This window comes from Streptomyces sp. Q6 (genome assembly GCF_036967205.1).
In the GTDB taxonomy this organism is placed as follows: domain Bacteria; phylum Actinomycetota; class Actinomycetes; order Streptomycetales; family Streptomycetaceae; genus Streptomyces; species Streptomyces citrinus.
The window spans coordinates 6398400-6410780 of sequence record NZ_CP146022.1 but is presented as its reverse complement, the minus strand read 5'-3'; the positions used below and the strand labels follow the sequence as shown (position 1 = coordinate 6410780).

Sequence of the window (12381 nt, the reverse complement as noted above, 5' to 3'; positions counted from 1 at the left end):
CACTCTGGGTGGCAACAGCACACCCAGAGTGATTCAGCCGCGCGCGCCACGCATCGCGAGGACGCGCTCACAAACGCGTGCGGCGAAGGCCCGGCACAGCCCCGCTCAAGGGGCGTGCCGGGCCTTCACAGAGCCGTACAGCGCGTGTGACTAGTCGAGGTAGTCGCGCAGCACCTGCGAGCGCGACGGGTGGCGCAGCTTCGACATCGTCTTGGACTCGATCTGGCGGATGCGCTCACGCGTGACGCCGTAGACCTTGCCGATCTCGTCGAGGGTCTTCGGCTGACCGTCGGTGAGACCGAAGCGCATGGACACGACGCCCGCCTCACGCTCAGACAGGGTGTCGAGCACGGAGTGCAGCTGCTCCTGGAGGAGCGTGAAGCTCACCGCGTCGGCCGGCACGACGGCCTCGGAGTCCTCGATGAGGTCACCGAACTCGCTGTCGCCGTCCTCACCCAGAGGGGTGTGGAGGGAGATCGGCTCGCGGCCGTACTTCTGGACCTCGATGACCTTCTCGGGGGTCATGTCGAGTTCCTTGGCCAGCTCCTCCGGGGTGGGCTCGCGGCCCAGGTCCTGGAGCATCTGGCGCTGCACGCGCGCGAGCTTGTTGATGACCTCGACCATGTGCACCGGGATACGGATGGTGCGGGCCTGGTCGGCCATGGCGCGGGTGATCGCCTGACGGATCCACCAGGTGGCGTACGTGGAGAACTTGTAGCCCTTGGTGTAGTCGAACTTCTCGACCGCGCGGATCAGACCGAGGTTGCCCTCCTGGATGAGGTCCAGGAAGAGCATGCCGCGACCGGTGTAGCGCTTGGCCAGGGAGACCACCAGGCGGAGGTTGGCCTCCAGGAGGTGGTTCTTGGCGCGGCGGCCGTCCTCGGCGATGATCTCCAGCTCGCGCTTGAGCTTGGGGGCGAGCTTGTCGGCATTGGCCAGCTTGTCCTCGGCGAACAGGCCGGCCTCGATGCGCTTGGCGAGCTCGACCTCCTGCTCGGCGTTGAGGAGCGGGACCTTGCCGATCTGCTTCAGGTAGTCCTTGACCGGGTCGGCGGTGGCGCCGGCGGCCGCGACCTGCTGGGCGGGCGCGTCGTCCTCGTCCTCGTCGGACAGGACGAAGCCCTGACCCTCGGGGGTCTCCTCGTCACCACTCTTGGCCGCGGTGGGGGTCTCCTCCGTGGCCTCGTCGTCGAGGAGCTCGTCGTCCTTCTTGCCCGCCGTCTTCTTGGCGGTGGCCTTCTTGGCGACGGTCTTCTTGGCCGTGGCCTTCTTGGCGGTGGTCTTCTTGGCCGCGGCCTTCTTGGCGGGCGCGGCGTCGTCCGCCGCCACCTCGTCGGCCGACACCTCGGGGGCGGCGGTGGCGGCGACCTTCTTGGCGGTGACCGTCTTGGCCGCGACGGTCTTGGTCGCGGTGCGCTTGACCGGACTCTTGGCTGCGACGCTCTTTCGGGGACGCTTGGGCTCAGCGGCACTGACCATCAGCGTCACACCCTCTTCCTCGAGGATCTGGTTGAGGCTGCGCAGAACGTTCTTCCACTGAGTGGCCGGAATCTGGTCGGCTTCGAACGCACGGCGCACGTCATCGCCGGCGATCTGGCCATCAGCCTTTCCCCGCTCAATGAGCGCCATGACAGAGACGGACTCGGCGATCTCCGGCGGGAGCGTACGGGATGTGCTGGCCGACACGAACAACCTCTCGGAACGTTGGAAAACGGCTTCCGGCCCCGTCCTGTGTGGACCGGAGCCGACGACCGCCGACTTGGGGATGGGTCGGCGGCGCGGGCGGGGGCCGGGGAGATGCACAGCGCCTTGAACGGCTGCTGTATTCCCTCCTCGGCTGTCACCTCTTAGGTCATCGCGTTGTTCCGAGGAGCGTTACGCCCAATCTGCGTGGCCCGAGTCACACCCCGTAAGTGGTCAAAAACAGACGGATACGGGCAGAGTCGGTCACTTATTGCGGATCGTACGGGCGAACACCCGCCCCCGCACGAACAACGGACCCATACGACCGAGTCGCCGGATGGGGCCTCCTCCTCATGCGCGAGGCATGCGGGGGCGCCGTCCGGCGACATCTGGTGCGTACTCCCTCGCTCTGCCGCGCTCTCGGCGCGGTCAGTGCTCGCGCGGGGCCGGCACGACGCGCTCCACCTCGGGGTGGACCATCAGCAGCTGGCGCATCGCGGCCTCGGCGCCGGAGCTGTCGCCCGCGGCGAGCGCGTCGGCGATGCGGCCATGGTGTGCGACGGACGTCTCGGTCGGACGGTCGCAGCCGGTGACGGGGCCGCCGGAGACCTGAAGGGCTGCGCAGACGATGCCGGAGAGGTGCTCCAGCATGCGGTTGCCCGCGAGCTGGATGAGCAGCGAGTGGAACTCGGCGTCGGCACGGGCGAACGTGATCGAGTCCCCCTGCCCGAGCGCGTGCCCCATGATCTCGACCATGTCCGCAAGGCGCTGCTGCACGTCCTCCCGGCCGTGCCCGGCGGCGAGCCGCGCGGCGAGGGGCTCGATCGTCCAGCGCAGCTCGCTCAGCTCGCGGCGCTGGTCGTCGCGCTGCGGCCCGAAGGCACGCCACTCGATGATGTCCGGGTCCAAGAGGTTCCAGTCGCTGACCGGGCGCACGCGCGTGCCCACGTTCGGCCGGGCGCTGACCAGGCCCTTGGCCTCAAGGACGCGGAGCGACTCGCGGACGACGGTACGGGACACCTCGAAACGCTGGCCGATCTCCTCGGGCACCAGCGGGCGATCCGCGCCCAGGTCGCCGGAGACGATCATCTGCCCCAGCTGCTGGACGAGTTGACCGTGCAGACCGCGGCCCCGGCTGCCCGCAGCGCGTCGGCCCATCCGGCCGAGATCCTGGTCGGTGTTGTCCCAGGGAGAGGCGCCGACGCGGTCGGCGGTCGACTCCGCGTAGGGGTAGCGGTCGAGTTCGCCCGGTCCGGAGAGGCTCGAGTCGGCGGAGCGGGCGGCGGTCATCATGGTGTGCGCAAGGGTAGTCACGGAATCTGTTGTCGGCGCCGTCCCCAACTCCCTTGAGGTCTTTGGTGAAAAGCACACGAAAGGGTGATCTCCCCCCTCGCCGCAATTGACGCCTTATCGGAAAGAAATGCGTGTTCCGTGGGGAGTTGTGCGCGGTGCGGGACCAGAAGGCGCCGGACGGTCGTCATCGCACCCTGGGACGCAGCACCATGAGCACATATGCGCAGAGCAGAGCAGTGAGCGACAACATCAGCGCACCGCCCACGGGTTGAACGATCATCCGAACTCCGGCGGCGACGAAACGCTCGGCACCGAAGGGCCAGTGCACGAGGGCGAGATCGCGCAGCCTCGCCGGAAGCCCCGCCGCCGTTCGCACAGACGGTCCCTCCAAGGCCTTTTGTACGAGAGGCACGACGACGATCGGCACGGCGATCACGGCGGCGAGGCCGGCGGCCGTGGACCGGAACACACCGGAGGCGAGAACGCCCGCCCAGGCGCACGCGATGACGAGGGCGAACCAACTCGCGGTCAACGAAAGCCAGTCGGCGGGAACCTGGGTGAGCTCTTCGCCGTACACGAGGTGGAGCAGCGCGGCGTCGCAGCCGACGACCAGGACGGCCATGAGAACGGCGGTGGCCGCTCCCACCAGCAGTTTGGCCGCCAGGAGTCCCAGGCGGCGCGGGACCGTGCCACGGTCGGCGGCGAGTGCGGGATGGCGGAACTCGTCGCCGAACGCGAAGGCGCCGAGCAGCCCAGCACCCAGCGCCGCGGGCGGCAGGGGCAGCTCCTGCGGCCAGGCCGCGAGCAGGCGCGGCTGCGGGGTGTGGCCGACGCGCGCGAGGAGTACGGAGAGGAGCGCCGATACGGCGAGGACGAGCGCGGCGGTGACGTAGCCGGTGGCGATACCGGTCGCGCGGCGCAGTTCGTACCGCAGGGGCCGCAGGGGGCTGCGGGCCGGGCGGACGGTGATGGGCGGGGGCAGCGGCGACAGCGCCGACGGCTGGTGCGTCGTACCGCTCTCATCCGCGCGACGACCGGTCGGCTCCCCATCGGCGAGCGGCACGAACGTACTGGCCGTGTGAGGGGTGTCGAGCGGAGCCGTGGTGGTGGCAGGTTGCGTGCCGGCCGCCGGTTCGGCGGGAACAGCGGCTTCGGCCGTCTGCACACCCTGGTCGTCGGCCGCCGCAGGCGCCGGGGCCGCGGGCGTCGGCGCCACCGGTGTCAGGGCCACGGCCGGGCCCGCGTCGCCGGTCTCGTCCGCGAGTTGATGGACGAGGATGCCGTGCCGGTACGCGGCCTCGCCCACGTCCGCGCAACTACTGCCGTACACCGAGAGCCTGCTGCCGTCCTCCGTGACCACTTCGACCGACCGCTTGGCCGTGCGCGCTTCCTTGGCCAGCAGGACGGCGAGCCGCGCGGCGTGCGGGCTGCGGACGGCGACCCGTGGCCGCAGCCGGGTGCGCGCGAACTCGGTGACTTCCTGGTCGGCCGTGAGCCTGCCCTCGTCGAGGGTGACGACGCGGTCGGCCGTGCGGGCCGCTTCCTTCGGGTCGTCGGTGGTGAACAGGACGGTGCCGCCGAGGGCCGCGTGTGCGCGCAGGATGCCGTGCAGCCACTTGCTCTCCCGGACCGACAGGCCCGCCGCGGGGCCGTCGAGCACGAGCGTGTGCGGGTCGGCGAGGAGCGCGCAGGCCAGGCCGAGGCGGCGGTCCATGCCCCGGGACAGCGTGCCCAGGCGCTGATCCCGCAGGCTGACCAGGCCGACGACTTCGAGGACCTCGTCGGCGCGCTGGACGGGGACCCCTGCCACGGAGCACAGCATGCGCAGTTGCCCGCGGACCGTACGGGCGGGGTGACCGGGTACGTCGCCGAGCAGGACGCCCACTTCGCGCGCGGGGTGGGCGATGCGGTGCAGCGGACGGCCTCTGAAGTAGGTGATGCCACGGCCCTGTTGGAGTTCGAGCATGAGCCGGACCGTGGTCGTCTTGCCTGCACCACGGGCGCCGAGCAGCGCCGTGACACGGCCGGCGTGCGCCTCGAAGGTCACGTCGTCGACCGTGGGCGGGCTCTCCTTACGGGCGTTGCTGGTCAGTCCGATGGCCTGGATCATCGCTTCTCTCGCAGGATGGGAGACCGCTCGGCGGCCGAGGCCCGTCCGTCGGAGGGACGAGGGACGAGTCTCGTGGGTACTCCAGCAAGATAACGCTACATTTCCGGCTTTTCGGGCAGGGGTGGGTGCGGGTGTCCCCCTTCCACGACGGATCGCCGGATCGGCCGGACCCTGGGCACGCACCGGGCCTGAGCAGCGGCGTCACCGCCGCGAGTCGGTCGGCTGGACCGTCAGACCTCCGGTCGCAGCATCGGCGGGTTGAGCAGCGTGGCACCGCCGGCCCGGAAGAGCTGGGCGGGCCGTCCGCCCTGCCGGGTGGTGGTGCCACCGGTCGGCACGAGGAATCCGGGCGTCCCGGTCACCTTGCGATGGAAGTTGCGCGGATCGAGGGCGACACCCCAGACCGCCTCGTAGACGCGGCGCAGCTCCCCGACGGTGAACTCGGGCGGGCAGAACGCGGTGGCCAGCGAGGAGTACTCGATCTTCGATCGGGCGCGCTCCACCCCGTCCGCCAGGATCTGCGCGTGGTCGAAGGCGAGCGGCGCGGCCTGCTCACCCTCCCGCCCGTACCCGCCCTGGTGCAGCAGTGCCTCGACCGGGGCCCAGCGGGCGCTGTGCGCGTCTCCGCCCGCACGCGGGGCGGGCAGATCAGGCGCGAGCGCGAGATGGGCGACGCTGACGACCCTCATCCGGGGGTCCCGCTTCGGCTCCCCATAGGTGGCGAGCTGCTCCAGGTGTGCGCCGTTGTCCTGCGCTGGCACGCCGGGATCGTGGGCGCACAGGCCCGTCTCCTCGGCCAGCTCGCGCGCCGCGGCCGCCGTCAGGTCCTCGTCGTCGCGTACGAATCCACCGGGGAGCGCCCAGCGGCCCTGAAACGGCGGTTCGCCCCGCCGCACCGCCAACGCACACAGGGCGTGGCGGCGCACGGTCAACACGACCAGGTCGACGGTGACAGCGAAGGGCGGGAAGGCCGACGGGTCGTAGGGCGACATGGAACGATCATAGTCGTCTGCCTGACGATAAACAGTCCCTTCGCTGGTTGCTTCCGCTGCGCAGATTCCGCAGTTTCGTGAGCACTTCCGCGTCGTCATGAGCACCGATCGAGCAGTTCCGCGTGATCATGAGCAGCGGTGACGTTCAGCAGCGGTCATGGCGTTGACGATCTTCTGGTTCGGGCGGTGCGCTCGCTTCGCACCAGGACCCGGCTCCTGGACATCGAGGACGGGCTCGTCGTCCGGCTGGGCGAAGTCAGGTAGGGGGCGCGTCGCGGTCGCCTTCTTCTCGTGGTCCGAGTGGGCCGAGCCGGTGGTCGAGCGCGGCGCCGACCTCGGGGCAGTTCTTCCGGATGACGTCGAGGAAGGCGTTCAGCGTCGGGGAACGGTCCCGGGCGCTGAAGGACAGGACCAGATCGGGCAGAGGCGTGCGCGGGGTCACCTCGCAGAACCACGTGCCCCGTCGTGGGGCCGTCAGCATGCGAGAGGGTCCCAGACCGACGCCCACACCGCAGGCGGCGAGACCGATGATGGTGTGGATGTCCCTCGCGACGGTCGCGCCGGACAGCGCCGGGGAGTCCTTGCCCAGGAGGGTCCGCAGCATGGTGACGACGGCCGGCTCGTCCTCCCCCGGCGCGACGATCAGCGGCTGTCGCCGCAGCTGGTCCACGTCCACCGATGCCTGGCCCGCGTACGGGTGCGTGCTGCTCACGACCGCGACCAGGTGGTCGTGTCCGATCGGCACCGATACCAACTGCTCGGCCCCGACGCCCCCTGGCCGGCCGAGGCCGATCGCCACGTCCAGTTCGCCGGCGACGAGCGCGGGCGTGCTGCGCCTGGTCGCCATCTCGTGCAGTTCCAACCGCACGTCGGGCCGTTCGCGGCCGAACCGACCGAGGACGTCCGGCAGGGGTTCGAGCAGCGCCGAGGCGATGAACCCCAGACGCAGCTGCCCCGTCTCGCCGCGTGCCGCCCTGGCTGCGTCGACCGAGGCCGCCGCGATCTCGTCGAGCGCCCTGCGCGCCCTGGAGAGGAAGGCCACGCCGGCAGCCGTCGGAAACACCCCCTGGCGGGTGCGATCGAACAAGCGCGCGCCCACTTCCCGTTCCAGGTCGGCGATCTGCTTGGACAGCGGTGGCTGCGCGATGCCCAGCGCACCGGCCGCCCGGCCGAAGTGCGCGTGCTCCGCGAGGGTCAGCGCATACCGCAGGTGCCGCGCCTCCATGCCAGCCTCCCCGTCATACCTCACATGTATCGTCGAACAGCCTGTCAGATCTTTCACTGGATGATCGGGGCCGGGTCGCGTGGACTGCGGTCATGACCGATTCTTCCTTCGCGGACACCGTCTTCGTCTTCGTGCACGGCGCCTGGCACGGTTCCGGACAGTGGGCGGCGACGCAGCGCGCACTGGCCGCACTCGGTGCCGCGAGCATGGCCATCGACCTGCCGGGGCACGGCTTCGACGCGCCACTGCCCACCGGATACCTCCAGCCGGGCCAGCCGGGCCTGCTGACCGAGAAGTCCGCGCTCGCCACCGTGACGATGGACGACAGCGCCGAGGCCGTCCTTGACACGCTGCGCCTGGCCCGCCACCACCGTCGCGTCGTGCTTGTCGCACACAGCGCGGGCGGCGGCCCCGCATCACTGGCTGTCGAGCGCGCACCCGAACTCGTCGACGAGATCGTCTACCTTTCGGCCTTCGTACCCGCCGGACGGCCCCGGTTCTTCGACTATCTCGGCGCACCCGAGAACGCCACGGCACGGGGCCGGAGTCTCAACCTCGGTGACCCCGCGGAACTGGGCGCCGTGCGGATCAACCCCCTCTCGCAGGATCCCGCCTACATCGAGGAACTGCGGCAGACCCACTACCACGACACCGCTCCGGACCGCTTCGACCGCTGGCGCTCGGCACTGAGCCCCGATCTGCCGCTGGCGATCCCCACCACCCCGGTCACCGTGACTCCACAACGCTGGGGGCGCGTCCCGCGGACCTTCCTGCGCTGCGCGGACGATCGGGCGCTGCCGACGGCCGTGCAGGATCTGATGATCGCGGAGGCCGACCGGGCCATGCCCGGCAACCCGTTCACCGTGCGCACCCTCCCGGGCAGCCACAGCCCGTTCGCAGCCCGGCCCCACGAGCTCGCCGCGGTTCTGCTGCCGTGAGCGGCGGACGCCTCGTGCTGCCGGTGGTGCTCAGCGCCACTTTTGTGCAACTGCTCAACGTCACTGTCGCCCAGGTGGCTGCGCCGGCGATACAGGCCGGCCTGGACGCTGGTCCCGGCGCCGTGCAACTGGTGCTCGCCGGATACACCCTGACGTACGCGTGCCTGCTCATCCCCGCCGCACGGCTGGGCGACCGGTACGGCTACCGCCGACTGTTCGTGGCGGGCACCGTGGTCTTCACCGCGGGTTCGCTGGCCGGAGCGTGTGCCCCCGACGCCGCATCGCTGATAGTCGCCCGGCTGGTGCAGGGCGCGGGCAGCGGTCTGGTCGCCCCCCAGGTCCTGTCGCTCATCCAGGCCGCCACTCCTGCCACGCGCCGGCCGCGCGCCTTCGGCCTGTACGGCGCCACCATGGCCGTCGCCTCACTGGCCGGGCCGCTGATCGGCGGCCTCGTCCTCAGTGCCGATCTCTTCGGCCTCGGCTGGCGGCCGGTGATGCTCCTCACCGTGCCGGTGGCGCTCGCCTCGCTGGCAGGAGCGACCGCGCTGCCCCGCACCCGCGGAGCGGACGGACTCCGCGTCGACAAGCTGGGTGCGCTGCTGGTCGCCATGGGAGCCGGCGCGCTGGTCCTGCCCCTGGCGCTGGGGCGGGAAGCAGGCTGGCCATGGTGGACGTGGGCCGGTTTCGCCGTGGCCGCGGCCGCCCTCGGTCACTTCGTCCGGAGCCTCCCGCACCGGCCTGATCCGCTGATCCATCCCGCGGTGCTGCGTGACAGGTCGGCGCGGAGCGGGACGTTGCTGGTGTTCGTGTTCAACACGGGCGTGCCCTCCTTCACCTACCTGCTCTTCCTCCATCTTCAGTCCGCTGTCGGGTACTCGGCCCTGGCGGCCGCACTGGTGTCGGCACCGTTCGCCGCCGGCGCCGTCGTCGGCAGCAGAGTCGCGCCCGCTCTCACCCGCCGGCAAGGGCCGACGGTGCTCACCGTCGCGTCCCTGATCCTCGCCGGTATGTGCCTGGCGCTGGCCCTCCTCGTCGGCTCGGCGACGGGACGCCAGGCGGCACTGCCGGTGCTGGCCGTCGGCGGAGCCGCGTTCGGCGCCTTCACCGCGTCGGTGTTCACCCTGGTCCTGGCCAAGGTGCACGGCCCCGCAGCCGGTTCGGTCTCCGGCCTGCTGCCCACAGCACAGCAGCTCGGCGGATCCATCGGAGTGACCGCGGCCGGACTCGCCTACTACGCCCCCGCCGCCGATGCGGACACCGCGTTCCGGCACGCCATGCTCTACCAGGTCGCCGCCTTCACGATCACCGCGCTGATCAGCCTCCGGCTCCACCACCGGCCTGGCACCGAGCCCGTTCACGCCCACAGCGGTCACAGCGGAGGGGCACGGAGGTAACGCGTCGGCCTCCAGCGGCCTTCGCCTCACCCTGTCGGCCGTGCCCGCTCCGAATCGCCGAGGGAACATAGACGACGATCGCCGGTTTCTGAAACCGGCGATCGTCGCGACACTTGAAGCTCTCCCGCGCCAACGTCCGCTCGGCCAAGGCGCTTTCCGCAGGACGACACAGCACTCAGGAGAGCGCCTCCGCAAGCAGGGGCCACCCGCCCTCAGTGGCCGGCAGCACGCCGTACTCAGAGCGACCGACGGGTAACCCTCTCGTGCGTTCTGCTCATGATCGGCTGTCGAAGGCGGTGCTCACAGGGCGCGGAAAGCCGCATCGCGGCAGAAGCCACTGCTCACGAACCCGCGTTCCCTACGCGCTGTTCCTGGGGTGGTCCGCGACTGTCCGGTTCCGATCCGTCGCAGACCCGTCACACCCCCAATTGCAGGACGTCCGCAGCCTCCTCGACCATGGCGAGGCCGAGTCTGCTGACGCGCGCCGAGAAGGCGTGTCCGGCCACGCGCAGGCCCGCGAGCCCGACCTCGCCGAGGGGCGCGCTACGCAGCGGGGACAGCGTCACCGTTCGGGCGGGCACGTCCGGGCGGATGCCCACGAGGGTGGCGAGCAGGTGCACCCCGGCCGCCGCCGCGACGGCGGCCGGTCTACAGGCGGCGGGATGCGGCAGCGGGGCACTGCCTTCGATGCGCTGCTCCCCCGCGTACATCTCGGGCAGCCGGTACGCGAAGGTCTCAGCGGCACCGAGGACGCCTTTGAGCAGGGACGACGCCTCCTTCTCGTAGCCGGCGGCGGCCAGGCCCGCGACGGCGACCGCCGTCTCGTGGACGCGCACCGCGCCGGCGCGGTGCCCGAACGGGTTGTACGACGCCTCCTTCACGGCAAGACTGCGCAGCCCCCAGCCCGAGTCCAGGCCCGGTCCGCCCAGCAGTCGGGCCAGTTGTTCGGTCTGCACCTTGTCCAGCAGGCCCGGTGCGCACGCCCCTGCGGCGAGCAGCCCGGTGTCCAGCAGATGGGCGGCGCTGCCGCTCAGGTGCGGCAGGGGGCGCCCGTCCGCGGTCCGCGCGGCCGCCGGTCTTCCGCCTCCCCGGTCCTCGACCCAGAAGTCCTGACGGAAGTGTGTACGCAGTCCGTCCGCCCACTGGCGCAGTTCGGCACCGCCGGGTCGGTCGTAGGCGTCGAGCAGCTCGGCACCGAGGAGCGCGGCCCGGTGGGCGTGTGCCTGGGTCTCGCAGCGCACGGGACCACCTGGACCGGGGTCCGGCAGATACGGCCCTTCACGAGTGGCGGCGCGCAGCCAGCGGAGGCACCTCTCGGCGGCGGGCAGCAGCTCCGTGACCTCCTGCTCGACGAGCCCCCACCGTCTGGCCTCGGCCAGGAGGACGGGGAACAACAGCGTGGCCTCGATGCCGGTGCAGCTGGGCGGCAGCTGGGGGCCCACGTTGCGCAGCGGCCCGGGAATTCGACCGAACTCCGGTCCCGGTTCGGTCAGTTGCGTGCGGGCCAGGGCGCGCAGGGTGCCGGCCGCCAACCGCGTCCCGAGAGGCAGGGCCATCCGCGCGGCCGCCAACGACTCCGCCGGGGCGGGGCCGCAGCGCCACGGCGCGCCGGCCGCGAGGGAGATGTCGAGCGGATGCGCGGGGTCGCGCACCAGCAGCGCCTGGAGGTCGTCGACGCAGGTCCCCAGCAAGGGCGCCACGCGCGGATCGTCGCCGTGCGCGCGGGCCGGGGCGAACGGCTTCACCGTGCTGTGCCCCCCGGCTCTGCCGATGCCCGAGCCGTCGGCCCGGATCCGTAGCTCCACGGTGTGCGCGCCGCCGGGCGGCAGGTCGAACTCCCAGCGCAACAGCCCTGCCGAGGCGAGGGCGTCCATCGGTGGAGGTGTCGCGGTGACGACGGTGAACCCGGTGGGCGACGACCATCGCATGCCGGTGTCATGGACCGTCGCGGGCAGTTCGCGACCGGGCATTCCCGCGGCCACTGCTCCGAGTTCGGCGAGATCGGTGCCGAGAGAGACTTCCAGAGGCAGGCGGAGCGGGCGGGATGCCGAGCTGTGCAGCGTGATCCGCTCTGTGCCGTCGGCATGCCGGAACCGCTCGACGACGACGTCCGGGTCGGGGCCCGCGTCGGGGGACGCGCGCACGGTCCCCACGAAGCGGGCTCGGTCGGCCGTCACCATCCGCGCCTGCACAGGCTGCGGTTCGCGCCCCGCCACCCGGATCCGGCAGCGCGACAGGAGGCGCCGGCCGCCGCGGTAGAAGCCTTCGAGGCCCTGCGCCGTCAACTGCCCTCCGTCGGAGGAGATGGCGAGCCCGGGGAGCGAGACGCAGATCAACGCTTGGTGCGCGGGCGGGAGTTGACCGGTCGGCCGCCGCGCGGGCGCGGGTGGCGGACCGGTGGGGGGAAGCGTGGGGCGCCCCGCGGCCATGGCCGGTGGAAGTGTGGAGCGCCCGGCGGGCGTGACCGATGGAGGAGTGGAGCGCCCCGCAGGCGCGGCTGGAAGCGGGGAGCGCCCTGTGGACGCCGCAGTGACCTGCGGTGGCGTGCGGTGGGCACTGCCTCCGTCGGGCAGGGGTCGGCCCCCGATGTCCGGCGCCATCACCCTTCCCCTCCCCGAAAGCACGCCGCGCGTGGTGCGCCTGTCCGCCCGATCCGGTGGCCGTGCCCGAAGATCTGTCCGCCGATGCACGCCCGCCGGCCCCCCGGGCCCGCACCGGGGGTCGGTCGAAGCTCCGACTGCCGCAT

8 protein-coding genes are annotated in these 12381 nt (G+C 71.6%); 2 read left to right on the top strand and 6 right to left on the bottom strand.

The annotated features are described in order from the left end of the window. Positions 1 to 150: 150 nt before the first annotated feature. The 5 genes from V2W30_RS29840 to V2W30_RS29820 form a co-directional block, all read right to left on the bottom strand. Positions 151 to 1686: an RNA polymerase sigma factor gene (locus V2W30_RS29840; RefSeq protein WP_338701313.1), complete on the bottom strand. Its 1536-nt coding sequence runs from the start codon at positions 1684 to 1686 to the stop codon at positions 151 to 153. 426 nt (positions 1687 to 2112) lie between these two features. Beyond that, positions 2113 to 2997 carry a FadR/GntR family transcriptional regulator gene (locus tag V2W30_RS29835; protein ID WP_338701311.1) on the bottom strand — a complete coding sequence of 295 codons (885 nt, stop codon included), beginning with the start codon at positions 2995 to 2997 and terminating at the stop codon, positions 2113 to 2115. Between the two features lie 163 nt (positions 2998 to 3160). Then, the gene (locus V2W30_RS29830) at positions 3161 to 5086 is read right to left on the bottom strand and encodes an ABC transporter ATP-binding protein (RefSeq protein ID WP_338701309.1); all 1926 of its coding nucleotides are present in this window, start codon (positions 5084 to 5086) and stop codon (positions 3161 to 3163) included. 230 nt (positions 5087 to 5316) lie between these two features. Next, positions 5317 to 6078: an NUDIX hydrolase gene (locus V2W30_RS29825; RefSeq protein WP_338701308.1), complete on the bottom strand. Its 762-nt coding sequence runs from the start codon at positions 6076 to 6078 to the stop codon at positions 5317 to 5319. 256 nt (positions 6079 to 6334) lie between these two features. Further along, entirely contained in the window at positions 6335 to 7303 is a 969-nt protein-coding gene (locus V2W30_RS29820; protein WP_338701306.1) for a LysR family transcriptional regulator, read from the bottom strand. Positions 7304 to 7395: 92 nt separating this feature from the next. On the opposite strand from V2W30_RS29820, the gene V2W30_RS29815 reads away from it, so the two are divergent. Both V2W30_RS29815 and V2W30_RS29810 read left to right on the top strand, forming a co-directional pair. Beyond that, positions 7396 to 8241 (top strand): alpha/beta hydrolase, encoded by an 846-nt coding sequence (locus tag V2W30_RS29815; protein WP_338701304.1) that lies wholly within the window; start codon positions 7396 to 7398, stop codon positions 8239 to 8241. Beyond that, positions 8238 to 9635, top strand: coding sequence for an MFS transporter (locus V2W30_RS29810; RefSeq protein ID WP_338701302.1), 1398 nt, complete (start codon positions 8238 to 8240; stop codon positions 9633 to 9635). The genes V2W30_RS29815 and V2W30_RS29810 overlap by 4 nt, the downstream gene beginning before the upstream one ends. 416 nt (positions 9636 to 10051) lie before the next feature. On the opposite strand, the gene V2W30_RS29805 is transcribed toward V2W30_RS29810, so the two are convergent. After that, positions 10052 to 12064 carry a glycogen debranching N-terminal domain-containing protein gene (locus V2W30_RS29805; RefSeq protein WP_338701300.1) on the bottom strand — a complete coding sequence of 671 codons (2013 nt, stop codon included), beginning with the start codon at positions 12062 to 12064 and terminating at the stop codon, positions 10052 to 10054. Positions 12065 to 12381: the final 317 nt, after the last annotated feature.

Excerpts from the sequence above, each read along its gene's own strand:
- V2W30_RS29805 (WP_338701300.1), bottom strand. The coding sequence starts at position 12,064 with ATGGCCGCGGGGCGCCCCACGCTTCCCCCCACCGGTCCGCCACCCGCG.
- V2W30_RS29820 (WP_338701306.1), bottom strand. The coding sequence starts at position 7,303 with ATGGAGGCGCGGCACCTGCGGTATGCGCTGACCCTCGCGGAGCACGCG.
- V2W30_RS29830 (WP_338701309.1), bottom strand. The coding sequence starts at position 5,086 with ATGATCCAGGCCATCGGACTGACCAGCAACGCCCGTAAGGAGAGCCCG.
- V2W30_RS29815 (WP_338701304.1), top strand. The coding sequence starts at position 7,396 with ATGACCGATTCTTCCTTCGCGGACACCGTCTTCGTCTTCGTGCACGGC.
- V2W30_RS29825 (WP_338701308.1), bottom strand. The coding sequence starts at position 6,078 with ATGTCGCCCTACGACCCGTCGGCCTTCCCGCCCTTCGCTGTCACCGTC.